Source organism: Brevundimonas sp. FV1ps31S, from assembly GCF_058681265.1.
In genome coordinates, this window is record NZ_CM178735.1 from 136574 (window position 1) to 160854 (window position 24281).

Annotated in this window: 16 protein-coding genes; 12 read left to right on the plus strand and 4 right to left on the minus strand. The window is 66.5% G+C overall.

The genetic code is table 11. The annotated features are described in order from the left end of the window. Positions 1-171: 171 nt before the first annotated feature. The 3 genes from ACVPT3_RS00670 to ACVPT3_RS00680 all read right to left on the minus strand — a co-directional run bounded on the left by ACVPT3_RS00670 (position 172) and on the right by ACVPT3_RS00680 (position 4300). Positions 172-798: an HAD hydrolase-like protein gene (locus ACVPT3_RS00670; protein WP_492042316.1), complete on the minus strand. Its 627-nt coding sequence runs from the start codon at positions 796-798 to the stop codon at positions 172-174. A 308-nt stretch (positions 799-1106) separates the two neighbouring features. After that, positions 1107-2465 carry a sigma-54-dependent transcriptional regulator gene (locus ACVPT3_RS00675; protein WP_492042317.1) on the minus strand — a complete coding sequence of 453 codons (1359 nt, stop codon included), beginning with the start codon at positions 2463-2465 and terminating at the stop codon, positions 1107-1109. Further along, positions 2462-4300 carry a sensor histidine kinase gene (locus ACVPT3_RS00680; protein ID WP_492042318.1) on the minus strand — a complete coding sequence of 613 codons (1839 nt, stop codon included), beginning with the start codon at positions 4298-4300 and terminating at the stop codon, positions 2462-2464. Before ACVPT3_RS00680 ends, ACVPT3_RS00675 begins: the two co-directional genes overlap by 4 nt. Positions 4301-4535: 235 nt before the next feature. Here ACVPT3_RS00680 and ACVPT3_RS00685 point away from each other — a divergent pair, with 235 nt between their 5' ends. From ACVPT3_RS00685 to ACVPT3_RS00720, 8 genes are all read left to right on the plus strand, one after another. Next, positions 4536-5891, plus strand: a complete 1356-nt coding sequence (locus ACVPT3_RS00685) for a dicarboxylate/amino acid:cation symporter (RefSeq protein WP_492042319.1) — start codon at positions 4536-4538, stop codon at positions 5889-5891. Positions 5892-5954: 63 nt separating this feature from the next. Beyond that, the gene (locus ACVPT3_RS00690) at positions 5955-9017 is read left to right on the plus strand and encodes a TonB-dependent receptor domain-containing protein (RefSeq protein ID WP_492042320.1); all 3063 of its coding nucleotides are present in this window, start codon (positions 5955-5957) and stop codon (positions 9015-9017) included. 16 nt (positions 9018-9033) lie between these two features. Then, positions 9034-10368: an alpha/beta hydrolase gene (locus ACVPT3_RS00695; RefSeq protein WP_492042321.1), complete on the plus strand. Its 1335-nt coding sequence runs from the start codon at positions 9034-9036 to the stop codon at positions 10366-10368. 183 nt (positions 10369-10551) lie between these two features. Then, a complete protein-coding gene (locus ACVPT3_RS00700; protein ID WP_492042322.1) occupies positions 10552-11028 on the plus strand; it encodes an RNA polymerase sigma factor in 477 nt (158 codons plus the stop codon). Beyond that, the gene (locus ACVPT3_RS00705) at positions 11025-11972 is read left to right on the plus strand and encodes a FecR family protein (RefSeq protein WP_492042323.1); all 948 of its coding nucleotides are present in this window, start codon (positions 11025-11027) and stop codon (positions 11970-11972) included. The genes ACVPT3_RS00700 and ACVPT3_RS00705 overlap by 4 nt, the downstream gene beginning before the upstream one ends. 106 nt (positions 11973-12078) lie before the next feature. After that, on the plus strand, positions 12079-15519 hold the full coding sequence (locus tag ACVPT3_RS00710) for a TonB-dependent receptor (protein WP_492042324.1): 3441 nt from the start codon (positions 12079-12081) through the stop codon (positions 15517-15519). 72 nt (positions 15520-15591) lie between these two features. Next, on the plus strand, positions 15592-18348 hold the full coding sequence (locus tag ACVPT3_RS00715; RefSeq protein ID WP_492042325.1) for a M16 family metallopeptidase: 2757 nt from the start codon (positions 15592-15594) through the stop codon (positions 18346-18348). A 65-nt stretch (positions 18349-18413) separates the two neighbouring features. Further along, a complete protein-coding gene (locus ACVPT3_RS00720) occupies positions 18414-18917 on the plus strand; it encodes a DUF421 domain-containing protein (RefSeq protein WP_492042326.1) in 504 nt (167 codons plus the stop codon). Here ACVPT3_RS00720 and ACVPT3_RS00725 read toward each other — a convergent pair. After that, entirely contained in the window at positions 18914-20812 is a 1899-nt protein-coding gene (locus ACVPT3_RS00725) for a hybrid sensor histidine kinase/response regulator (RefSeq protein ID WP_492042327.1), read from the minus strand. The genes ACVPT3_RS00720 and ACVPT3_RS00725 overlap by 4 nt on opposite strands. A 259-nt stretch (positions 20813-21071) precedes the next feature. On the opposite strand from ACVPT3_RS00725, the gene ACVPT3_RS00730 reads away from it, so the two are divergent. From ACVPT3_RS00730 to ACVPT3_RS00745, 4 genes are read left to right on the plus strand one after another with little or no spacing between them, the layout of a single operon-like run. Continuing rightward, on the plus strand, positions 21072-21380 hold the full coding sequence (locus tag ACVPT3_RS00730) for an STAS domain-containing protein (protein ID WP_492042328.1): 309 nt from the start codon (positions 21072-21074) through the stop codon (positions 21378-21380). Continuing rightward, positions 21377-21745, plus strand: a complete 369-nt coding sequence (locus ACVPT3_RS00735; protein WP_292122843.1) for a response regulator — start codon at positions 21377-21379, stop codon at positions 21743-21745. Before ACVPT3_RS00730 ends, ACVPT3_RS00735 begins: the two co-directional genes overlap by 4 nt. Continuing rightward, the gene (locus ACVPT3_RS00740) at positions 21742-23760 is read left to right on the plus strand and encodes a chemotaxis protein CheA (RefSeq protein WP_492042329.1); all 2019 of its coding nucleotides are present in this window, start codon (positions 21742-21744) and stop codon (positions 23758-23760) included. Before ACVPT3_RS00735 ends, ACVPT3_RS00740 begins: the two co-directional genes overlap by 4 nt. Continuing rightward, positions 23757-24278: a chemotaxis protein CheW gene (locus ACVPT3_RS00745; protein ID WP_492042330.1), complete on the plus strand. Its 522-nt coding sequence runs from the start codon at positions 23757-23759 to the stop codon at positions 24276-24278. The genes ACVPT3_RS00740 and ACVPT3_RS00745 overlap by 4 nt, the downstream gene beginning before the upstream one ends. Positions 24279-24281 lie beyond the last annotated feature (3 nt).

A 24281-nucleotide genomic window follows, 5' to 3' on the forward strand; every position in this document is an offset into this window, starting at 1 on the left:
GGTTCGCGGCGGTGGCGGGCCGCTTCAATCTCGGACTGGTCACTTCAACAACGGGACTGCGTAGCAGTGGTGTCGTGAGCGAGGCGTGGCCTCCTCAGCGCCGCCAAGCGCCTGTCGCCATGTCCGCTGTGTGAACCTGGACCCAAACCCGCTGCTGGCGCACAGCGGCCTTCAAGCCAAGAGAAAGTCGGCAACGTCGGCCGGAGTGAAGGCAATGTAGTCGGGAGCAGCGGCGGCCAGGGCCTCGGGAGCGGCGTAGCCCCATGCGACGGCGACGGCGGCGACGCCCGCCCGATGCGCCGCTTCGATGTCCCGGACTTCATCTCCCACAGCGCAGGCCTGATCGGCAGGGAGGTCGAACCTTTTCAGGAGCGATGAGAAACGGGCGCTCTTGCCGAACAGCGAGGAGCCGCAGCTGAATGTAGAAACGAGGGAGGCGCTCGCACCGAGGATCGTCCGGATGTTCTGTTCGCTGTTCGAACTCACGATAGCCGCGCGGACGCCTCGGTCGTGCAGCCGCCGCAGCATCCTGGGCGTCTCGTCGAACATCCTGATCTGGGCGGCGTCGGTTGCCATCCTCTTGCGCAGGTCGGCCGCTATGGCCGGCAATCGAATGGTAGACACACCCAAGGTTTTCACGATTTCGCGCGTCGGCAGACGCCGAAGACGTTCGACCTCCGCTTCGTCCGGGAAGCGGAAACTGTGGCGTTCGGCAAGGCTTGGCAGCTGCGCGACGAACCATGCGGCGCTATCGGCGAGGACGCCGTCGAAATCGAAAATCGCAAGTCGGTAGACCATCGGGCCCGCTTAGCTCAGGTGTCTACGTCTTGTCTGCGGCAATGAACGCACGGGGCGTCTCGCAGAGCGGCCGAGGCGACTTTCGTCGTTCATTCTGGTAGGTTCTCCAGCAGGCTGGAAATCGCTCGCGATTGCCGCCGCCGTGGTGACCATAGGGTGACCACGGGGTTCTTCCGCTCCACGTCGGTGCGGAATTCATCAACACGCTCAAGGGTTTATTGCGACGGATTAGGCGTTTTCCGCTTCCTGTACTGGGACATCGAGCTGGAACCCTAGGGTTTCCCTATGGCCGCGCCCGGGTGTGCGGATCAGCGGGCCTGGCGTTCCTGGCGGCGGAAGTCGGCGGGCTTCAGCCCGTGCCGCTTGAGCTTGTCGTAGAGCGTCTTGCGCGGGATTTTCAGCTGGCGAAGAGTTTGCGTCACATCCCCTGCCGTCGCTTGCAGGGTGTCGTGAAGAATGCGGCCTTCGAACTGCGCCACACGGTCGGCAAGCCCGTTGTCCGGCGCGTCTGCGGCGTCGTCGGGGTCTTCGAGACCGAGGGCGAAACGCTGGGCGAAGTGGGACAGCTCGCGAATATTGCCGGGCCAGGCGGACTCCAGCAGACGGGAGCGGACGGCGTCGGTGAGCGATGGAACAACGCCGTCCGGCCTGATCTGGGCACGGGCCAACAGGCTGGCGAACAACAGGGGAATGTCTTCGCGGCGTTCTCTCAGCGGCGGCATTCGCAGACGTACGGCGTTGAGCCTGTAGAAGAAGTCCTCCCGCACGCGGCCGTCGGCGACCGCCTCGCCCAGATCGCCGGTCGAGGAGGCCAGGACCCTCAGGTCCACGACGCGCGGCGTGTCGGATCCGATGGGATGGACTTCTCGCTCCTCGAGCACGCGCAGCATCTTGACCTGAACCGACAGGGGCATGGTGTCGACGGCGTCGAGAAAGAGCGTGCCGTTGTGGGCCCGCTCCACATGGCCGACGCGGCGGCGCAGGGCCCCGGCGAAGGCGCCCAGCTCATGGCCGAACAGTTCGCTCTCGATCAGACCCTCGGGCAGCGCGCCGCAATTCACCGCGACGAAGGGTTGGAGGCGGCGGCGGCCATTGTAATGCAGGGCGCGCGCGACGGCCTCCTTGCCTGCGCCCGTTTCCCCTTCGATCAGCACGTCCATGCGTGCGTCCGCGATCTGCGCGATGGCGCCGCGAAGCGCCCGGATCGCCCGGCTTTCGCCCAGCAGCGGCAGTTCCAGCCCGGCCTCGGACGACAGGGCGGTCAGGCGGCGATTGTCGAGCACGAGCGCCCGCTTCTCCAGCGCGCGTTTCAAGCTCGCGCGAAGGCGATCGAAGGCGAAGGGTTTGGCCACGAAGTCGTAGGCGCCGGCGCTCATCGCGGCCACGGCTTCGGTGATGTCGCCGTGGCCGGTGATCAGGATGACGGGGAGGGCGGCATCCAGAGTCTGCAGACGGCTCAGCAACTGGCGCCCGTCCATGCCGGGCATTCGCAGGTCGGTGACGACCACGCCGGGAAAATCGGCGCCGATCTCGACCAGGGCCGCCTCCGCGGACCGAAAGGCGTGAACGGTCAGGTCCTCGAGCTCCAGCCGCTCGACCAGGGCGGCGCGGAAGTCGTCATCGTCCTCGATCAGGGCGACGGCGTCGAGACGCGGAAAATCCATCATGCGCTCCGCAGGGTGACGACGAAGGCGGCGCCGACGTCGCTGGGGCGTAGATTCAGCTCGCCGTCGAAGGCGGCGACGATGTCGCGGCTGATGACGAGTCCCAGCCCCAGCCCATTGGCCTTGTCGGTGACGAAGGGGGTGAAAAGCTGCTCGCGGATGGCAGGGGAGGGGCCAGGGCCGTTGTCGGCGACGATCAGCTCCACCTGCTCGCCCAGGCTTTTGAGGGACAAGGTGACGGCGGGGTTGGGGGTGGTCTCCAAGGCTTCCAGCGCGTTCTGGATCAGATTGACGATGACCTGTTCCAGCCGGAATCGATCCGCCAGGACGACGGCGTCCTGGTCCTTGTTTCGGATCAGCCGGACCCCGGCCTGACGCAACCGGCCGCCGAGCAGGAGCAGGGCGCCGTCGACGGCCTCGTTCACGGAGACGGATGACACGCCGGCGTCGCTCTTGCGGGCGAAGGCGCGCAGTTCCTGGGTGATGGCGCCGATGCGCGCGGTCAGATCGCCGATCCGGCCCAGGGCGCGGGCCGCCTTCGGAGCCTGGTCGCGCTCCAGATACGCGGCTGCGGTTTCGGCCTGGGTGCGGATGGCGGCGACCGGCTGGTTAATCTCGTGCGCCACCCCGGCGGCGATCTGGCCCAGGGCCGCCAGCTTGCCCGCCTGCACCAGTTCGTTGCGCAGGACTTCGCGGCTGGCCTCGGCGCGCAGGCGCTCCTCGATCTGGCGGTTCAGCGCCGCATTCGCCTCGCTGAGGTCGCGGGTGCGTTCGGCGATGCGCCGTTCCAGGTCGCGACGGGCGGCTTCCGCGGCGCGCTGACGGGCGGCGGCCAGCTGACGGCGACGTAGCAGGACGGCCAGGACGCCGAACACCAGGGTGATGAGCAGGGCGGCGATGGCGCGGGCATTGGCGACCGCGGCCTCGATGGCGCCACGCGTGGGCGTCAGCAGGTGCAGTGTCCAGCCCGGCGTCGCGGTCCGGGACGAGGCGTGCATCCAGTGGCGGGGGGCGCCGTCGACCGGCGCCTCGACGATTTGCGGATGACCCTCGTCAGGCGTCCTGAACGCCAGCGGCGTCAGCGCGCTGTGGCCGAGGGTCTGGTCGGCGAGGGTCAGTCTGCGGCTGGCGGCGTCCATCGGACGCAGGGTGCGGAAACGCCAGGCAGGGACGCTGGTGATCAGGATCACGCCGCCGGGATCCGCGACATAGGCGGGTTCCCCCGAGGCGCGCCATTCGGCCTCCAGGGCGTCGAATTCGACCTTGACCACGACGACGCCCAGGGCGTGCCCGGCGGGGTCGACGACGCGTCGCGCCAGGAAAAGGCCGGGCTTTCCGCTGACGGTGCCCAGGGCGAAGAACTCGGCCGCCCCGTCGCGCATGGCCTTGATGAAATAGGGGCGGAACCCATAGTCGGCGCCGATGAAACTGACGGGACGGCGCCAGTTGCTGGCCGCCCGCGTCACGCCGTCGGCGGCGATGACATAGATGGCTGAGGCGCGGGTCTGATCGGCCAGCGTCTCCAGCCGCTGGTTCAAGGTCGTCGTGTCCGCTCGGTCCGGCGCCCTCAGCAGGCGACCGACATCGGGGTCCGTGGCCATGGCGGGGGGGAGGGACCGGTATTTCTCGAGCTCGCTGCGCAGAACAGCCGCATGAAGAGCGGCGGCGTTTTCCGACTGACGCGCCAGGACGTTCGACGCGTTGCGCCGCGCCGTCTCGCCCACGGCGTAGGCCCCCGCAAGACTGGCGATCAGCCAGACCATGGCCAACAGCGCCAAAGCCCGCCGATTGCGCGCCTTCGGCGTTGCGGCGGAGGAAGTCGGGGCGGAATGGCTCATGATTCAAATGTGCGATATTTCGCACAAGTTGGCCATATCTTGAGCGGATTTCTACACATTCAGACCAGCGGTCCAGGCGATGGGTCGGTATTTATATAAATATTTCAGTATCTTAACATCTTTCTGCTGCCGTGTTGGTGACCGGAGACGCCTGACGCAGACTGAGGCCGAAGCGTGACGAAGAGCACGCCGAGGAAATCCGCGAGCTTCAAGCTCGCCGTCAGGAGCGACCTTCTTGATCCCCATCGCGTCAGAGACGGCGGCCGTCGTGCGCCGCCCCTTCTATCGGCACCTCTATTTCCAGGTGCTGGTCGCCATCGTCCTGGGCGCGGCGATCGGGCATTTCTGGCCGGTCTTCGGCGAAAGCCTGAAGCCGCTGGGCGACGGCTTCATCAAGCTGGTGAAGATGGTCATCGCGCCGGTGATCTTCCTGACCATCGTGACCGGCATCGCCGGGATGCGCGACCTGGGCAGCGTCGGCCGGGTGGCCGCCAAGGCCTTCGCCTATTTCCTGACCTTCTCCACCCTGGCCCTGATCATCGGCCTGATCATCGCCAACATCGTGCGCCCCGGCGACGGCCTGAACATCGACCCCGCCACGCTGAACGCGGGGGCGGTGGAGCAGTACGCCGTCGCGGCGCATGAGAGCACCATCGTCGGCTTCCTCATGGGCGTCATCCCGGACACCCTGATCAGCGCCTTCTCGACCGGCAACATCCTGCAGGTCCTGTTCGTGTCGATCCTGTTCGGCGTGTCCCTGGCCCTGATCGGCGACCGCGCCCAGCCGGTGCTGGATCTGTTCGAGACCTTGAGCGTCGCGGTCTTCAAGCTGGTGGCCATCGTGATGAAGGCCGCGCCCATCGGGGCCTTCGGGGCCTTCGCCTTCACCATCGGCGCCTACGGCATCGCCTCGATCGCCAATCTGGCCGCCCTGATCGCCACCTTCTACCTGACCTCGATCATCTTCGTGGTCGGCGTCCTGGGGCTGGTCGCCATCGCCAACGGCTTCAACATCCTGAAGCTGATCCGCTACCTTAAGGAAGAGCTGCTGCTGGTGCTGGGGACCTCCAGCTCCGAGGCCGCCCTGCCGAGCCTGATCGCCAAGATGGAGCGTGCGGGCGCAGCCAAGTCGGTGGTCGGCCTGGTCGTCCCGACCGGTTATTCGTTCAACCTGGACGGCACCAACATCTATATGACCATGGCGGCCCTGTTCATCGCCCAGGCGCTGAACATCGACCTGACGATCTGGCAGCAGATCACGCTTCTGCTGGTGGCCATGCTGTCGTCCAAGGGGGCGGCGGGCATCACCGGCGCGGGCTTCATCACCCTGGCCGCGACCCTGTCGGTAGTGCCGGACGTGCCGGTCGCGGGCATGGCCCTGATCCTGGGCATCGACCGCTTCATGAGCGAGTGCCGGGCCCTGACCAATTTCATCGGCAACGCCGTGGCGACCGTCGTTGTGGCGCGCTGGGAGGGCGCGCTGGACCGCGACGCCCTGGACGCTGCGCTGAACGGACAACCCAGGCCTATCGCCGCCAAGCCGGACCCGGCGGCGGGGCCGGGAGACGATCTGGTCCTCGCGGACGACTGACCGCGGGGACGAATTCTGGAGGGGGATCGCCGGCCACAACGGCGACCCGGGAGGAGGAAAGAGATGAAGATGCAATCCAAGTTCACCCTGATGGCGGGCGCGGCCTCGGCCGTCTTGCTGATGTCGGCCGGCGCGGCCCTGGCCCAGGATGCGGCGACCACGCCGCGGGACGGGCAATCCGCCCAGGTCGAGGAGATCGTGGTCGTCGGCTCGCAAATCCGCGGCGCCTCGACCACGGCGGCCCTTCCGGTCACAGTCGTGACGCAGGAGGAGATTGTCGCCACCGGCGCGGTCAGCGGCGACGACCTGCTGCGCTCCATTCCGCAGATGGGCGACGTGCTGTTTTCCAGCGCCAACAATCCCCAGACGTCGAACGCGGCGCGCGGCGACGTCAATTCGGTCAACCTGCGCTCACTGGGCGTCGGCAACACCCTGGTGCTGCTGAACGGCCGCCGCATCGTCCAGCACCCGACCAGCCAGGGAACGTCCGACACGGGCACCGTGCCGGTCCTGAGCTACAACTCCAACGCCATCCCGGTCTCGGGCCTGGAGCGGCTGGAGGTGCTGCTCGACGGCGCCGCGGCCATCTATGGCGCCGACGCCGTGGCGGGCGTGGTCAATACGGTGCTTCAGGACGATTTCGACGGCCTGGAGATGAAGGCCCAGTACGGCGGCGCCGAGGGCACCCATCGACGCGAGTTCTCCTTCGGCCTGTTCGCGGGCAAGGACTTCGAGCGCGGCAATATCTCGGGCTTCCTGGACTATACCGACCGCACCGCCCAGCGCGCCGAGGACATGGACTACACCGCGTCCGACAATCGCAGCGCCCTGTTCGCCGATGTGCCCGGCTATGAGACGTCCACCGCCCCTGACGCCCGGTCCTCCTACACCTCGTGGGCCAATTTCCAGACCCCGTTCAGGGTGCGCCAGGGCACGACCAATCTGACGACGACCGCCGGCGCCTTCCACAACCAGCCGTCCGACTTCGGATGCACGGCGCCGATCGGCGGCGACGTCTGTCTGGCCAGCGGCAACATCAGCTACAGCGGCGCCGGGCGCGAACTGCGCTATGACACCGCGCCGGGCACGACGGTCTCGCCCGACGCCGAACGGCTGAACCTGTTTGTTTCGGGCCATTACGACCTGGACAACGGCGTCACCGCCTTTGGCGAACTGGGCTACTACGCGGCCACGACCCAGAATATCCAGCCGCCGACCATCCTGCTGAACCAGCTGTGGATTCCGGCCAGCAACTACTGGAACCCCTTCGGTCCGGTCACCTTCGCCGATGGGACGCTCAACCCCAACCGCCTGCCGGGCCTGACCAATGTCCCGGCTGGAGGCACGGACGTGAAGCTGGTCCGCTACCGTTTCAGCGACCTGGGCGAGCAGATCGTGAAGGTCGACAACTGGCAGTCACGCATCCTGGGCGGCCTGCGCGGCGAATGGCGCGGCTTCGACTGGGAGAGCGCGATCCTGTATTCGGAGGCTGAGGCCACCGACAGCTCGAACGCGGTCAACCTGACCGCGCTTCAGGCCAGCCTGGCCCTGTCCACGCCCGACGCCTACAATCCCTTCAGCGGAGGATGTGTCGACGACACCAGCGGCGGCGACTGCACGCCCAGCTCGCAGGCGGCGATCGACGCCATCACCACCGACCTGACGCGGGTGTCCAAGACGACCCTGGCCTTGTGGGACTTCAAACTGAGCCGTCCCGACGTCTTCACCCTGCCGGGCGGCCCCGTCGGCATGGCCCTGGGGGTCGAGGCCCGCAGGGAGACCCAGAGCGACGACCGCGACGAGGATCTGGACGGCACCAATGTCTTCGTCGACGCCATAAGCGGCGAGACCAGTCTGTCGAACATCGCCGCCGTCAGCTCCAATCCCGACACCTATGGCGAGCGCGAGGTCTATTCGGCCTATATCGAGTTCGCCGTGCCGGTGGTCTCGCCCGAAATGAACGTGCCGCTGGTCCGCAGCCTCGATCTGCAGGTCGCCGGCCGCTACGAGCACTATTCGGACTTCGGCGATGTGGCCAAGCCGAAGGTCGCCCTGGCCTGGGACATCATTGACGGCGTCCGCGTGCGCGGTTCCTATTCCCAAGGCTTCCGCGCGCCGAACCTGGAGCAGACCAACGCGGCGCAGTACGCGCGCCTGTCCACAAACAATGACTACATCCGCTGCGAGGCCGACCTACGACTGGGCCGGATCGCGAACTTCAACGAATGTTCCCAACCCGCCAGCGCCTCGCTGCTGGTGTCGGGCAATCCGGATCTGGAGCCGGAAGAAAGCACCAACCAGTCGATCGGCCTGGTGCTCCAGCCCTGGTTCATCCCCGAGCAGTTCGGCCGCTTCACCTTCACCATCGACCGCTGGAAGATCGAGCAGGAGAAGATCGTCGGCCTGCTGGGCGCCCAGTCGAACGTCGTGCTGGATTATCTGAACATCCTGCAGGGCACGACCAACGACAACGTCAACCGCGCCCCCGTGACCGCCGACGACATCGCCTTCTTCGAGGGCAGCGGCATCACGCCGGTGGGCCAGATCACCTCGATCGAGGATCAGTTCATCAACCTGCTGCCGCAGACGGTGGAAGGCCTGGACATCGGCGTGCAATGGCGACTGCGCGGTACGCCGTGGGGCGACTTCCGGGCCAGCCTGAATGCGGCGCACCTGATGGAGTTCAACCGTTCGCCCGGGCCGCTGGTCGCCTCCCTGTTCGAGGGCCGCGAACAGGGGCTGATCAACGAGAACACGCCCCTGCCGATTTCCGAGACCCTGCTGGCCCGCAACGGCCGGCCGGAGTGGCGGATGTCGGGCTCCTTCACCTGGTCGAAAGGCCCGGTGCAGGTCGGCGCCTTCACCCAGTACATCAGCTCGGTCACCGAAACCGGCTTCCTCAGCGACGCGGGGGATTCCTGGACGGTCGACAGCCAGCTGACCGGAAACCTGTACGGCCAGTACGAGTTCGAGGACGGCTACGGCTTCGCCTCGGGCACGACGGTTCGCCTGGGCGCGCGCAACATCACCGACGAACAGCCGCCCCTGACCTCCGACGGGTATCTGGGGTCGCTGTACCGTCCCTATGGCCGCTACTGGTACGTCAACGTCTCCAAGACGTTCTGATCCGAGGAGGCGAAGGATGCGCTCGATCCCGATGCTGGCGGCCGCCGCCGCCCTGACGCTGATCGGCGCGCCCTTCGCCGCCGCACAGGAGGCCCGGCCGGTCGGCCCGCCGGCCGCCACCGTATCCGATCCCTCTCCGGACCCGGCCGCCTGTCCCGACTTCCTGCCGCAAGAGACGCGGTGCTGGTCGGGGCGGGCGGCCAAGGGCGGCTATTACTGGATCGCCGTGCCGAAGGACTGGAACGGGACGCTGGTCGTTCACGCCCACGGCGGCCCGCGCACGGCCATGCCGGAACCGAACGATCCGCTGGAAGACCTGGAACGGTTTTCCATGACGGTGAAGGAGGGCTTCGCCTGGGCGGGGTCCACCTATCGTCGGGGCGGCTATGGGGTTCGCATGGCGGCCGAGGACACCAACGATCTGCGCCGGATATTCTGGGACGCTTTCGGGCGACCGCGCCGCACGATCCTTCACGGTCAGTCCTGGGGCGGCAATGTCGCCGCCAAGGCGGCCGAACTCTACGCGCGTGACGCCGAGGGCCAGGTGGTCTGGGACGGCGTTGTCCTGACGAGCGGCGTGCTGGCCGGCGGGACGGAGGCCTACAGCTTCCGAGCGGATCTGCGCGCCGTCTATCAGTACTACTGCTATAACCATCCGTCGCCTGACGAAATTCAGTATCCGGTCTGGCAGGGCTTGCCCGAAGGCGCTCGCATGACCCGCGCCGAACTGGCGGAGAGGGTGAAGACCTGCACCGGCGTGGGTCTGCCGGACGCCGAGCGATCGCCTGAACAGAGGCAGAGATTGGCCGATATCCTCAATGTGGTCGGCGTCGAAGAAGATCAGTTGGTGGGTCATCTGGCCTGGGCCACCTTCCTGTTTCAGGATCTGGTGCAGCGGCGACTGGACGGGCTGAATCCCTTTTCCAACGTGGATACGGTCTATGCCGGGTCGCACGATGACGCCGCTCTGAACGCCGGAGTGGAGCGCTTCTCCGCAGACCCGATGGCGGTGGCGCGTCTCGCCTATGACGCCGCCCTCTCCGGCATGATCGTCGCGCCGACCGTGACTATTCACGGCAAGTACGACGCCACCGCCTTCGTCTCGAACGAGGCGGCCTATCGTGATCGAGTGGCGGCCGCCGGCCGTTCCCACCTTCTGGTCCAGACCTTCACCAATGAATCCGCCCACAGTGCCTTGAGCGCCCCGGAGTATGTGGCGGTCTTCGAAGCCCTGATGCTGTGGATCGACCAGGGCGTGAAGCCCGACGCCCGTTCTGTGGCCGCCCTCTGCGAAAACGCCAGCCCGCGCTACGGGGCGCCCTGCCTGTTTGATGAGACTTATCGCCCGTAAGAGCCGCCGCAAGGCCATCGCTGCTTGTCGAGCGACGCGCCCCTGTGTCTCTGTTAGGCTGGGATTCGGCCTGGAAATCGCACGCGATTTCGCCCTGGGCAGGGACCGCAAAAAATCTACACGCGCGGAGCGTGTCGGATTTCGCCTGTTCGAGCGTCTATAGGGTGAAGGCGGGAATCCGAAGTGGCCACGATCACCGACATGCTCAGGAAGGCAAGGCGCGCCGTGTTGCGGCAGGGCATCGCCGACCAGGATGCGGACGAGCTCGTGCATGAGGCCTTTCTGAAGGTCGAGGCCTACCAGCGCCTCCACGCCGTCCAGTCCCAGGAAGCGCTTCTCGTCAGAACGGCCGTGAACCTGTCGATCGATCGACAGCGCCGCGCCGGTCGGCTCCCGCTGGCCGATGGCGCGATGCTTCATGAGATTCCGGACACATCGCCGGATCCAGTCCAGATCATGGAGGCCAGAGCGAGGCTGCGCCAGGTCGCCGCCGGCCTGGATCGATTGCCGGAACGGACGCGGCGCGTCTTGCTGAAACGACGGCTGGAGAACATGAGCCATGCCGAAATCGCCGCGTCGGAAGGCATGACGGTCGCGGCGGTGGAAAAGCTGGTCGCGCGGGCGACCCTGCAACTGATGCAATGGATGGCGCAGCCATGAGCCGCCTGACGCCCTCCCCTCATCTCGAAGCCCAGGCCGCAGCCTGGCTGGCGCGGCTCCAGGGCGACGACGGGGCGGTGCAGCCGGCCCTGGACGCCTGGCTTTCCGAAGACCCGGCGCACGCCGAAGCGTTCGAGCGCGCCAGCACGGTCTGGGCGATCCTGCCCCGCGCCGCTGTTCAGACGCGGGAGCACATCCCGTTCGGACCTGTCGCGCGCAAGCGCGATCTGAGACCCATGGCGATCGCCGCCTGCCTGGCGGTGCTGGCGGGCGCGGGCGCGCTCTGGTGGTCGCTGGCGGACGCCGGCGCCTACGCCACCCGGCCTGGGGAGCAGACTGTGGCGACCCTGCCGGACGGCAGTCGCATCGCCCTCAACACCGACACGCGCGTGGACGTCCGGTTCGACGCCGACCGACGCCGGATCGCGCTGGACCGGGGCGAGGCGATGTTCGAGGTGGCGCATGACGCCGAGCGGCCCTTCGTGGTCGTGGCGGGCGACACCAAGGTCATGGCGATCGGCACGGTCTTCACTGTCCGCAAAATCGGCGAGGACGTGGTGGTCACCCTCATCAAGGGGCGGGTGGCGGTTTCGCACGACAAGGCGGGCAACCGGGGGGCGCCGAATGCGGTGGTGATGTTGCGCCCCGGCGAGAAGCTGACCGAACCGGCGACGGGGCCTGCGCGCGTCGAGCCTGAATCCGTGGAGGTCGCCACCGCCTGGCGCCGGGGGCAGGCGGTCTTTCGCGATACGCCGCTCGGGACGGCGGTGACCGAACTGAACCGGTATGGCGGGCCTGGGATCATGGTGGACGACCCGCGCCTTGCCGCGCTTCCAGTATCGGGGGTCTTCGCGACCAATGCCGCGGATTTCGCGGAAGCGGTGGCCCAGCTGCACGGGCTGAGAACTGAAAAAAGGGGTGAAAACGTGCACATAACGCGCTGACGGACGCAAAAATGAACTTTTTATGTCCAGAGAGTGTCGGTTTGTCGGAAGAATATCGTCTCTCTTGATGCGGGCGTATTGGGAGTGCGCCCTCATTGGGGGATCCATGTTTTCACGCAATTTCGCACTGGCCGCCGGCGCCAGCATGCTTGTTCTGTCGGCGACCGCCGCCGACGCACAGGCCGTTTATGTCTTCGACCTGCCAAGCCAGCCGTTGGAGGTCTCGCTCCGGGCTGTGGCCTCGCAGACCGATACCAACGTCGTCTTTTCCAGTGATCTGGTGCGCGGAAAGACGGCGCCGGCCGTGCAGGGGCGCTATTCCGCTCAGGCGGCCTTCGAGGCGCTTTTGCGAGGGTCGGGGCTGAGGCTCGCCCTCACGGACGGCGGATCCTTCATTGTCAGCGGTCCAGCGGCGGGCCAGGCGGCGGGGCAGGGCGCGCTTGTCGGCCATGTCTCGGTCGCGGACAGCGCGCGCGGACTGGATGGCGCGCTGGTGCGTCTGCTCGAGACGGGCCAGACAGCGACGGTCGACGGCTTCGGCAATTTTCGTTTCACGGCGCTGACCGCGGGCGACTACACAGTCGAAATCTCCTTTCTGGGCTATGAGCCGCTCATCGAGATGGTGACCATCCCTGCGGGGGGGACGCGCGATCAGAACTTCGCCCTGCGGGAGCCGGGGTCGGGGGCGGTCGATGAAATCGTGGTCTTCGGTTCGCGCAGCGCTCGCGCCAACGCCTTGAACCTGCAGCGGACGGCGGAGAACAGCGCCGATGTTCTTTCGGCAGACGATCTGGGCAACTTCACCGGAACGACCTTCGCGGAGGCGTTGCGCCGCGCGCCCGGCGTGTCCTTCCAGCGAAACTCGGTCACCGGCGACGGCGCCAATGTGGTCGTGCGCGGGCTGGAGCCCGACATGAACGCGGTCAAGCTGAACGGGGTCAATCTCGCCGTCGGCAACGGCGTCGGCCGGTCCGCCGATCTGTCGAACCTGCTGGCCGATTCCGTCAGCCGGATCACGATCAACAAGTCGCTGCTGCCCAGCCAGGATAGCTCCGGCACCGGCGGCCTGATCGAGATCGAGACGATGTCGCCGCTCGACCGGCCGCATCGCTATGCGAACTTCCTGGTGGAGGGGGGGCGGACGCCAAAGGACTTCAACGAGGACTTCCTCGCCTCGGGCACGGTCGCCGGCGCCTTCGGCCAGAATTTCGGCCTGAGCGCCTCGGTCCAGTACCGCAAGAAGAGCACCCGATCGATCGCCTATGACTCGGGCGGAAACGGCGGGGCCCTGACGTTCGGCCGTTACCTGCCTCTGGACGCCGACGGCGACCCGATCCTGACGCTGGACGCGATCGACCCGCTGCTGAACTTCCCCTTCATCGAGGGCGAGGACACGGCCTATCCGCGTGGCGTGGTCACCCACTTCTATCACGACGACACCGAAAACCTGGCCCTGACCCTGTCGGCCGAATGGAAGATCGCCAGCCACACGAACCTGAAGCTCGACCTCCAGCATTCCCAGGCGACGACCGACTTCTTCTCGCTGTCGGACACCTTCTCCACCGGCGCCGAGTACGCCGTCGTGCCGGGGCAGGGGGCGAACGCGCAACTGGTGCTGGATCTGACGCCGGGCAACGCCGCCATCTCGCGATCCCAAGGTTATTATTACGACCGGGACGTCGAGAAGGTCACCGATACCTACAGTCTGAACGGCAAGACGACGCTGGGCGCGTTCGAGTTCAAGTATCTGGCCGGCTATGCCCACGGGACCGAAACCCACCCGGCCAGTTTCGGCGTCCAGCTGCGAATGCCCGATAGCGACGCCACCGAGAGCCTGTTCCTGCCGGAGGCGTTCGATCCGGAAACCGGCTCCATCGCCACGGGGTTCGGTCCGAGAAGCGGAAACGGCATACCCTTGCCCCTGCTCAGCGCCGCCGGCTGGGCCCTGGTCAATGATCCGTCCGCCTTCGCCATCGACAACGCCAGCGGTCAGATCGACGAGACCGAGGGCAGCAATGATCGCTACACCGCCAGCGGCAGCGCCCGCTGGACGCGGGGTCATGGCTTCCTGAACTATGTCGAGGTCGGCGCCTTCTACGAGGGCACCGAGTTCCGCAGCGATCTGGTCCGCAGCCAGTTGGGCGGCAATATTCCGGTCTCCGCCCTGGGCTTCGATTTTACGCCGTCGGACCTGTCGCGCATCGGTCTGTCGGGCGCCGGCTTCTCGACCCTCAGCGAAGGGACGCTGCGGAATTTCGTCGACAATCTGGGCAGTATCGCCGGCGGTCCCTCAGGCCTGACCCTGACGCCGATCGTGCCGCACCCCGACCAGGGCAACCAGAAGACGGAAGAGACCAACTTCGCCGCCTATGTGCAGACACGGCTGGACATCGGCAAACTCGAGGTCATCGGGGGCGTCCGCTACAACCGCACCAAGCTGGCGGCGACCAATCTCAGCTTTCCCGTCTATACGGGACCGATCCTGCCGGAGAACGGGGGCGGGATCGGTGTCGATCTGACGTTCCAGAACGAGTTCACCCGCCTGGTGACCGAAGAGACGACCGCCGAGGATTTCCTGCCGCGCGTGCTGTTCAACTATCGCTGGAGCGACGATCTGATCTTCCGGGGCGGATATTTCCTGTCCGTCGCCCGGCCTTCGATCGGTCAGCTGTCCAGCGAGACCCGCATCGCCTTCATCAACTTCCCGATCCCTGGTCCGGAAGGGGTCAAGCCGATCCTGCAGATCAATAGCGGCAATCCCAACCTGAATCCGGCGACGACGGACAATTTCGACATCAGCGCCGAATATTACTCGGGCATCGGCATCTTCAAGGTCAGCGCCTTCTACAAGCGGATCGACAATCTGCTGCAGACCAATATCACCAACGGACCCGCCGTGCTGGAGTCGGTGACCCTGCCGGACCACCCCTACTTCAATGGCGCGCCCTATTTCGATCCCAACAATCCGAGCGCGGTGTTCATCGTCGGCGGCAGCCCGGTGAACAGCGACGAGGTGGCTGAACTGTGGGGCATCGAGGCGCAGGCCGAGCGGCGGTTCGACTTCCTGCCCGGCTTTTGGAGCGGTTTCGGCGTATTCATGAACCACACCTACACGCACAGCTCGCGGGCCGACCGCTACAACTGGGCCTATGATCCGGATCCGGATCATGTCTACCAGTTCACCGGCCTGCCGTTCTCGCAGCAGCCCGAATATTCAGGCACGGCGGCGCTGACCTATAACAAGTACGATATCGACGCCACGCTGACCTATGGCTACCAGGCTCGGGCGTTGGCTTCATTTCAGCCGCGCGGCCTCAGCGTCTATACCGAGGGCGTTGAGACCCTGGACTTCCGCGCCGAATATTATCTTCGGCCTGCGTTCGGCAGCTTCCGCGTCTTCGTGGAGGCGAATGATCTGCTCAACGGGACGGACGACCCGGATCTGGAACAGACGTTCGGCGGCGAGAACGGCGCGCCGAAATACTACACCCAGGCGACCTATCTGGGCGGTCGCAGCATCAAGGTCGGACTGTCCGCCACCTTCTGATCGTCACGTCTTCAGTTTTTGGCCGGCGCCTCGGCGCGCCGGCCGCCCTTACCTTGCATGTCAGGATACCCGATGAAGAAGATGCTGCTGATGGCGTCGGTCGCTGCGGTGCTCGCCGTCTCGACCGCGAGCGTCGCCCAAACCGCCCCCCAGGCCGCTTCTCAGGCCGCGCCCCAGGGCCAGGCGCTGGTTCCGTATGAGCGGTTCACCCTGCCGAACGGTCTTCGGGTGGTGGTTCACGAGGACCATTCAGCACCGAAGGTCGCGGTCGCCGTCTGGTATCATGTCGGATCGATGAACGAGCCGGAGGGCAAGTCCGGCTTCGCCCATTTGTTCGAGCACCTGATGTTCAACGGCTCGGAGCACCGGGACGACGAATACATGCCGCCGCTGCAGGAAATCGGGGTCTCGGCCGTCAACGGCGCCACCTCGCAGGACCAGACCTACTACTATGAGGTCGTTCCGACCGGTGGGCTGGAACGGGTGCTGTGGCTCGAATCCGACCGGATGGGCTATCTGCTGGGCGCCGTCACCCAGGCCAAGCTGGATGAGCAGCGGGGTGTCGTCCAGAACGAGAAGCGGACCTACGAGAACCGGCCGTATGCGATGATGCCCCAGTTGCGGGGCGAGGCGCTGTTTCCGATCAACCATCCCTACAACCACACCGTCATCGGCTCGATGGACGACCTGAACGACGCTTCGCTGGAGGATGTGAAGGACTGGTTCCGGCGCTATTACGGAGCCTCTAACGCGGTGGTCACCCTGGCCGGCGACGTGACGGTGGAGCAGGCGCGCGAACTGATGACGCGCTATTTCGCCAGCGTTCCGGCCGGCCCGCCGGTGGGTCGCATGACCGACTGGGTCCCGCTGCTGGAGCGCGTCAAGACCGAGGTGGTCGCCGACAATGTGCCGCAGACGGCCCTGGCCTGGAGCTGGCCGGTTCCGGGGCACGGCGCCGAGGAAGGGCCGGCGCTGCGCATGGCGTCATCGGTGCTGGGCCGCGGGCGGTTGTCGCGCTTGCATCAGGCTCTGGTGCTGGACCGGCAACTGGCCACCAGCGTGTCCGCCAACTACGAAAGCTCGGCGATCGCCGGCGTCTTCACCATCGAGGTACGCCTCAAGCCTGATGCCGACCGGGCCGAGGCTGAGCGGGTGCTTCAGGACGAGCTGACGCGCTTCCTGGACAAGGGCCCGACCGCCCAGGAACTGGAACGCTACAAGATCGGCGCCTATGGCGACAATATCCGCTCGCTTGAGTCGCTGTTCGTCCGGGCGATGATGCTGGCGGGCGGCACGATGTTCGATGACAATCCGGGCCAGTTCCAGATCGACCAGGAAAGGTTCGACGCGCTGGAGGCCGGCGAGGTGCAGGCGGCTGCGAAATCCTGGTTCGCTCGCCCGAACTACCGGCTGACCGTGGTTCCCCAGACCCAGTTCGCGGCCGGACCGGACGGCGCCGATCGCACACAGTTGCCCGGCATGGGACCGATGTCGGACCTGAGCCTGCCGCCGCTGGAGGAAGGGCGGCTGTCGAACGGGATCCGGGTTCTCTATTCGCATCGTCAGGGCGTGCCCACGGTCGACATGGTCATGGCCTTCGATGCCGGAGGCGCGGCCGATCTGGGCCTTAAGGAGGGGCTGCAGGGCTTCACCGTCGGCCTTATGGACGACGGCACCACGACCATGACCGGTCAGGAATTCGCCCAGGCGCAGGAGATGCTGGGCGCCCGCATCTATGCCTACAGCGACGCCGACACGACCAACTTCTCGGTTTCGGCCCTGAGCCGCTCGTTCGAGGAGACGGTGGCGTTGTGGGCGCAGTACATCCGCGACCCGGGCTTCCGCGACAGCGACCTGGAGAGGGAGCGCGCGGCGTCCCTGTCCGGCCTGCAGCAGGCGCTGGTCGATCCCGACAGTATCGCAGGCAGCGTCTTCAACAACCTGATCTATGGCGCCGACCACGCCTATGGCGCGCCGCTGGCCGGTCGGGCCGAGACGATCGCCTCCTATACGCGCGACGACCTGAAGGCCTTCCATCAACGCTATATCCGGCCGGACAATGCGGTGATCCTGGCTGCCGGCGACGAGGATTTCGCGACCCTGATGGCGACGCTGGAGAAGAATTTCGGCGACTGGCGGGCGCCGGCTTCGGACAGGGGCGCCAAGACCATCGCCGCCGTGCCCGGCCAGGCGGCGCCTCGCATCGTGCTGGTCGACAAGCCGGGCGCGATTCAGTCGGTGATCCGGGTCGGCCAGATCATGCCGGACGGACTCGACCCCCGGAACTTCGACTTCGACCTGTTGAACGGCGTGCTCGGCGGAGGCTTCACCGCGCGGCTGAACATGAACCTGCGCGAGGCCAAGGGCTGGACCTATGGGGCGGGCAGCGGGGTCGGGGACGCACGGGGCCCGCAGGTCTTCTCCGTCTCGACCAGCATACAGACCGACCGCACCGCCGAGGCGCTGACGGAAATCGCCAGGGAGTTGCACGACATCGGCGGCGCCCGGCCTGTGACCGCAGCGGAGCTGGATCTGGTGCGACGCGGCGAAGTCTTGACCCTTCCGGACCGGTTCGAGACCAACGGCGCCATGGTCGGCTATCTGCGCTATGTCAGCCGGTTCCAGCATCCCTACAATTGGATCACCACCCTGCCCGAGCGTTATGCCGCCGCCACGCCGGAATCGGTCACGGGCATGGCCTCGCTACTGCAGCCGGACGCCATGACCTGGGTCGTGGTCGGCGATCTTTCGAAGATCGAGACAGGGGTCCGCGCCCTGAACCTGGGAGACGTGGAGGTCTGGGACGCGCAGGGCGCCCGACTGCGCTGACGAGCGGCACGCAGGCGCCGGCCGGGGGCAAGCAACCCGGCTGGCGCCTGGGTCGTTAGCTTGCCATGCAAACCAGTCCGCTCCCCGAAGCCCTGTTCGACGGTTGGCAGGGCGTGCTGCGCATCCTGATCATCGCGCCGGCCGCCTACGCCGCCCTGGTCCTGATCCTGCGACTGTCGGGCAAGCGGACTTTGTCCAAGTTGAACGCCTTCGATCTGATCATCACCATCGCCATCGGCTCGACCCTGGCCTCCATCATCACCAGTCGGTCGCTCGCGCTTGTCGAGGGGCTCACAGCCCTCTTGCTTCTGGTGTTGATGCAATTCGTCGTCACCGCCGCCTCCGTGCGGTTCAATCTCGTGGATCGGCTCATCAAGGCCGAGCCGAGTCTCCTGCTGCGTGACGGCCATTTGCTGGCCGGGGTCATGCGACGACAACGGGTGACGGTCGGCGAAGTCCAGGCGGCCGCGCGTGCGGCCGGGGTGGAGCGGCTGGAGGAGCTGGAGGCGGTGTTTCTCGAAACGGACGGCTCCTTGACCGCCCTGCCGCGTAAGAGCCGGCGGTCCTAGCCGCCCGCCGCGAGCGCCTGCATCGCCGGCTCGGGCCGATCCGCCAACTGGGCCTGAATCTCGTTCAGAAGCAGGGACAGGGTGAAGGGTTTGCCGAGATGGCGGTCCGCCCCGGCGGCCCGCGCGGCCGCCACGTGTTCGGGCTGGGTGTTCGCGGTCAGCATGATCACCGGGACAGGGGGCTGCGACGCCCGGCGTTCCGCCTCGCGAATGCGGGCGACGGCGGTGATGCCGTCCATGCGGGGCATCTGGATGTCCATCAGTATGATGTCGAACCGTTCGCGCGTCGCCGCTTCGAGCGCCTCGATTCCGTCCTCGGCCACGGTGATGTCCGCCACGGTCTCGAGCATCATCTCGAGGATACGGCGGTTGGTCGGATGGTCGTCGGCGACCAGGATCCGCAAGCGCGCCGCCGGGCCGTCGGCGAGCGGCTCGCCTGCGGTCTTGTCCGGCACGACGGTCGGCGGAAGGTCCAGCCAGAAGATCGAGCCTCCGCCTTCGCGCGGCGCGGCGTCGATGGAGCCGCCGAGCGAGCGAGCGGCTTCTTTCGCCAGTGCAAGCCCCAGGCCCATGCCGCCATACTGGCGTGTAAGCGCGTCGTCCTGTTGTTGGAAAGCGGCGAAGAGGGCGTCCTTCGTGCCCGGGTCGAAACCGACACCCGTGTCCACACAGGCGAACCGGACGCCTCCGTCCTGGCGCGGGCCGACCGCCAGAATGATCTGGCCCTGGTGGGTGAATTTGACCGCATTGCTCAGCAAGGGGGCCAGGACGCGACCGAGCATGGCCGTGTCGCAGACGAGGTCGGTCGGCACGTCGGTGGCCATCTCCGTGACGATCTCCACGCCGCGGGCCGCCGCGGCGGCCCTGTGCAGATCGACCAGCCGTTCGAGATAGGGCGCGAGGGCGAAGGTTTCGGGGCAGGGCTCGGTCTCCCCGCCCTCCAGATGGGCGACGTCCAGTAACTGCTGGAATCGGTCCTGAAGCGCGGCGGCGGAGGAGCGGATCATGTCCGTCACCTCCTGAATCTCAGGGGCGCTGGATCGGGCGGCCAGGAGATCGGCCCCGGCGATGACGCCGTTCAGCGGGGTGCGGATCTCATGGGTTATATTGCTGACGAAGGCGCTGCGGGCGCGATTGGCCTGTTCGGCTTGTTCGAGGGCCGAGCGGAGGGCGTCGGCGTCTCGCTGCTTGTGCGTGATGTCCTCGGTCAGGCCGATCAGATGGCGCACGCCCTCGTCGTCGTAGGTCGCCACCTTGGTCGCGGACAAATACCGCAGGCCGTTCGGGGCCGGGGTCTCGTGCACCGCCGACTGGGAACCCATGCCTGGCGCGGCGTCGGCGGCCCATTCGGCGAAGGGCGCCGGCAGGACGTCCACGGCGCGCAGCCCGGTCAGGCCCTCGAATCGTCCGAAGAGCTTTTCCGCCGCGCGATTGGCGAGGATATAGCGACCCGTTCTTGCGTCCTTGACGGTCAGGGCCAGGGGCAGGACGTCGATGACGGTGTTGAGAAAGGCCGCAGACTCGGTTTCCGTCGTGACGTCCTCGGCCTTGACCAAAAGGCGCACGATCTGTCCGGCGGGATCGCGTACGGCGCTGACCGTCGCGTCCAGATAGACCGCCGACGACAGGTCGGTCGAGAAGCGGGTTCGAAAGGCGAACGCCCTGCCGGCCTGAGCCTCCTGCACGCCGCGCTCGATGGAGAAGCGGCAGTCGGCGGGCCAGGCGTCGCGCCAGGCCATCGTATGGGGAACCGGTCTGTCCGGCTGGAAACGAGTGGCGGCGAGATTGACGTGGACGATCCGTCCTTGCGGATCCAGCAGCCAGATGTAGGCCGGCGAGGCGTCCACGATCTGAGCATGGAAGACGTCGCCTTCGTAGGGAAGGCCTTCCGGCAAGGCCACGTCCCGGGAACCCTCGCGCCCTGGATCGGAGCTTCGCAAGCCTAAGTCGATCAATTCAGACCTCCGCACAGCCATTCTGCTGAGTGAACCACCTTAGTTCATTGGAGGTGAAGTCGAGGTTAAGCACACAGCCTCCCGTTGCTTATGGCCAAGCTAGGTATAATCCCCTACCTCGACCTTGAGAGCGGTTTAACAGACCCCGACGATCATGGTTATCAGATGTAGGGCGTGCGCCCTTGCATGGGGGTCAAGCATGACGAAACGGCTGTTGATCGACGCCGCACTGGTGGTGAAGAACGTCGCCGTTCTTCAGCAATCCTTCCTCGACGCCTTTGAAGAGGACGACACGATTAGTCTCGACCTCGTCGACGGACAGGCCGTCGATCTCTGTGGATTGCAACTGATTGAGTCGGCAAGACGCCATGCGCGGGCTGTAGGCAAGACCCTGGTGCTGGAACGTCCGGGTACGGAATTCGCGCCTGTTCTCGATGCAGCCGGCTTCCTCACCGACGCCTCCGCCGACGATCTCCAGTTCTGGCTTCACGAAGGAACCGCTCAATGACGGCCTCCATTCTCACTGTCGACGATTCGCCCAGTATCCGGGTCGCGCTGAAGATTGCGCTGACCAATGCGGGCTATTCGGTCGCCGAGGCCGGCAATGGCGCCGAAGGAATCGAAAAGGCCAAGGCCAGCGCCTTCGACCTGATCATCACGGATCTGAACATGCCGGTTATGGACGGCCTGACAATGATCGAGGAGATGCGCCGAATGCCTGATCAGATGGGGGTTCCGATCGTCTTTCTGACGACAGAATCCGACGAGGGCATGAAGGCCCGCGCCAAGGCTGCGGGCGCCACCGGGTGGCTGACCAAACCCTTCGATCCCGACCAGTTGGTCCGGATCGCCAAGAAGGTTCTGGGACGATGAGCGACGAAGCCATCGCCGTTTTCCAGGTCGAAGCGCGAGAAAACCTGGAGTTGATCGAGCAAGGGTTGCTGGATCTGCTGGACCGGCCCGAGGATCGCGATCTGGTCGACGCCGTCTTCAGGGGCCTGCACACCCTGAAGGGCTCGGGGTCGATGTTCGGCTTTGACGCCCTGGCCGGTTTCACCCACCACTGCGAGACCGCTTTCGACCGCGTCCGCAAGGGCGAGGTGGCGGCGACGACCGACCTGGTTTCGGCCGTCCTTGCTGCACGCGACCATATGCGTCAGCTGATGGAAGATCCGTCAGGGGATCACGGCGCGGCGGGCGATCTGCTGCTGGCCGATCTGGAACGCGCCGTGCGCGAGGCGGACAGCGCCGGTCCGCTCGCCGTCGTGACGCCGGACCTGACCACGTGGCGGATCAAGTTCGACCTGCCGGCCAACGCCTTCAAGAATGGCTCCAATCCCTTGGCTCTGCTGGCCGAGCTGCGGGACCTGGGCGAGGCCCGGGTGGTTGTGGACGCCTCGCGCGTGCCGCCGCTGAACCAGATTGATCCGACGGACCACTATCTGGCCTGGGATGTGACCCTGACCACCGATCAGGGGCGTGGGGCCATCGAGGACGTCTTCATCTTCGTCATCGACGACATGAACCTGTCGATCGAGGCGCTGAACGGGGAGCTGGACGAGGCGTCGCCGGTCGAGAGCGTGTCCGTCGCTGAACCGTCCCAGCCGGCGCCTGAGCAGGCCGTCGCTCCTGTTGCGGCCCCCGCGCCGGCCCAGGCCGCTGCGGGGATCGCCAATGATCCCGTCGAAGCCGGCGGCGCCAAGGCGGCCAAGGCGGTCGAGAGCGTGCGCGTGCCGGCCGACCGCCTGGACGAACTGATGGACCGGGTCGGCGAACTGGTGATCGCCCAGTCGCGCCTGACCCAGATCTCCAACTCCGGAACCGACACCGCCCTGCGCGCCGTGTCGGAGGAGATCGAGCGGCTGTCGGGCGAACTTCGCGACACCATGATGGTGCTGCGCATGGTGCCGGTGGCCACCCTGTTTGGTCGGTTCCGCCGGCTGGTCCACGACCTGGCCCGCGAGACCGGCAAGGTCATCGAGCTCTCGACCGACGGCGAGACGACCGAGATCGACAAGACCGTCATCGAACGCCTCGCCGACCCCCTGGTCCACCTGATCCGCAACGCGGCGGATCACGGGCTGGAGACGGCCGAGGATCGGGCCGCCGCCGGCAAGCCCGCCACGGGGCGTATCCGCCTGTCGGCCCATCAGTCGGGCGGCGAGGTGGTCATCACCATCCGCGACGACGGCCGCGGCATCGACCGCGACCGGGTGCGCGCCAAGGCGGAGACGCAGGGGCTGATCGAGCCGGGCGCGACGCTCAGCGACCATGATCTGCTGCAGATGATCTTCCACCCCGGCTTCTCGACGGCGGCGGCGGTGACCAATCTGTCCGGCCGCGGCGTCGGCATGGACGTGGTGAAACGCACCATCGAAAGCCTGCGCGGCTCGATCGACATCGCCAGCCGTCCGGGCGAAGGCTCGGAGGTGTCGCTGCGCATTCCGCTGACCCTGGCCATCATCGACGGCCTGCTGGTCCGCGTCGGCCAGGGCCGCTACGTCATCCCGCTGGGCGCCGTCGAGGAATGCCTGGAACTGTCGCTGGACGAGGATCTGCGGTCGCGCGGTCGCAGCTTCATCTCGCTGCGCAACAGCCTGGTGCCCTATCTGCGCCTGCGCGAAATGTTCGAGACCGGAACCCCGCCCGAACTGCACCAGAAGGTCGTGGTCGTCTCGACCGGGACCGAGCGGATCGGCTTGGTCGTCGATCAGATCATCGGCGACCACCAGACCGTCATCAAGTCGATGTCCAAGCTCCATTCCGGCCTGCCGACCTTCTCGGGCGCCACCATCCTAGGCGACGGCGGCGTGGCCCTGATCCTGGATGTCGGACACCTGGTCGCCAAGGGCCAGCAGCAGGAGGCGCAGATGCGCGAGGCGATATGAGCACCCAGACCGAACTCGCCACCGCCCCCGGCTGGACCGGCGCCGAACAGGTCGAGGTCCTGACCTTCGAACTGAACGGCGAGCTGTTCGCCCTCCACGCCGTCGGCGTGCAGGAGATCATGGATCTGGTTCCCGAGACCGTTGTGCCGGGCGCCGGCGCCTTCGCCGGAGCGGTGATCAACTTCCGCGGCAAGGTCATTCCGCTGTCCGACCTGCGCGTCGCCTTCGGGCTCGAGCGGGGCGCCCCCACGATCGACAGCCGGATCGTCGTCATCGAGATCGAACTGTCCGGCGAACCCACCCTGGTCGGTCTGCGCACCGACAAGGTCCACGAGGTCACCACCCTGGCCCGCGCCGACTCCGAGGCGCCGCCCAGCGTCGGCATGCGCTGGCGACCCGAGTTCATCCAATGCCTGGTCAAGCGGGGCGGCGAGTTCATCGTCGTTCCCGACCTCCAGACCATTTTCAACCAGCAACAGGACGCCCGTCAGCCGGTCCCGTCCGCCACGCGTCATTGACCG

Excerpts from the sequence above, each read along its gene's own strand:
- ACVPT3_RS00710 (WP_492042324.1), top strand. The coding sequence starts at position 12,079 with ATGTTTTCACGCAATTTCGCACTGGCCGCCGGCGCCAGCATGCTTGTT.
- ACVPT3_RS00670 (WP_492042316.1), bottom strand. The coding sequence starts at position 798 with ATGGTCTACCGACTTGCGATTTTCGATTTCGACGGCGTCCTCGCCGAT.
- ACVPT3_RS00735 (WP_292122843.1), top strand. The coding sequence starts at position 21,377 with ATGACGGCCTCCATTCTCACTGTCGACGATTCGCCCAGTATCCGGGTC.
- ACVPT3_RS00695 (WP_492042321.1), top strand. The coding sequence starts at position 9,034 with ATGCGCTCGATCCCGATGCTGGCGGCCGCCGCCGCCCTGACGCTGATC.
- ACVPT3_RS00675 (WP_492042317.1), bottom strand. The coding sequence starts at position 2,465 with ATGATGGATTTTCCGCGTCTCGACGCCGTCGCCCTGATCGAGGACGAT.
- ACVPT3_RS00680 (WP_492042318.1), bottom strand. The coding sequence starts at position 4,300 with ATGAGCCATTCCGCCCCGACTTCCTCCGCCGCAACGCCGAAGGCGCGC.
- ACVPT3_RS00705 (WP_492042323.1), top strand. The coding sequence starts at position 11,025 with ATGAGCCGCCTGACGCCCTCCCCTCATCTCGAAGCCCAGGCCGCAGCC.
- ACVPT3_RS00690 (WP_492042320.1), top strand. The coding sequence starts at position 5,955 with ATGAAGATGCAATCCAAGTTCACCCTGATGGCGGGCGCGGCCTCGGCC.
- ACVPT3_RS00740 (WP_492042329.1), top strand. The coding sequence starts at position 21,742 with ATGAGCGACGAAGCCATCGCCGTTTTCCAGGTCGAAGCGCGAGAAAAC.
- ACVPT3_RS00730 (WP_492042328.1), top strand. The coding sequence starts at position 21,072 with ATGACGAAACGGCTGTTGATCGACGCCGCACTGGTGGTGAAGAACGTC.
- ACVPT3_RS00745 (WP_492042330.1), top strand. The coding sequence starts at position 23,757 with ATGAGCACCCAGACCGAACTCGCCACCGCCCCCGGCTGGACCGGCGCC.
- ACVPT3_RS00715 (WP_492042325.1), top strand. The coding sequence starts at position 15,592 with ATGAAGAAGATGCTGCTGATGGCGTCGGTCGCTGCGGTGCTCGCCGTC.
- ACVPT3_RS00720 (WP_492042326.1), top strand. The coding sequence starts at position 18,414 with ATGCAAACCAGTCCGCTCCCCGAAGCCCTGTTCGACGGTTGGCAGGGC.